The organism is Undibacterium sp. Tian12W, assembly GCF_049339405.1.
In the GTDB taxonomy this organism is placed as follows: domain Bacteria; phylum Pseudomonadota; class Gammaproteobacteria; order Burkholderiales; family Burkholderiaceae_D; genus Undibacterium.
This window is the reverse complement of the sequence record NZ_JBMPPK010000099.1, coordinates 1-255: the sequence shown is the minus strand read 5'-3', so window position 1 is coordinate 255 and position 255 is coordinate 1. Positions and strand designations below refer to the sequence as shown.

1 protein-coding gene is annotated in these 255 nt (G+C 46.7%); it reads right to left on the bottom strand.

Annotated elements, in window-relative coordinates:
• Positions 1-182, bottom strand: a 182-nt coding sequence (locus ACO0LI_RS30780; protein ID WP_423037748.1) for a helix-turn-helix domain-containing protein, incomplete at its 3' end; no start/stop codon positions are given.
• Between the last annotated feature and the right edge of the window lie 73 nt (positions 183-255).

Sequence of the window (255 nt, the reverse complement as noted above, 5' to 3'; positions counted from 1 at the left end):
CTTCCACGTACACGTGGTATCAGGGCATCTATACCACCATTATGATAGCAACGCTCCCAATCACCAATACATCCCGGACTGCGGATATTAAACAGGGCAGCAACTTCCCGGTAGGAAAGCTGGTTATCCCATAGACACTTGAGTACCGACAGTCTGAACTCTACATCGTATTTACCAGGCACCTGCTTTTTTGCTAATCCTGATACACCATGGAGACGATGTAAATTTACCCAGTGCACTATCACCGAATGATGG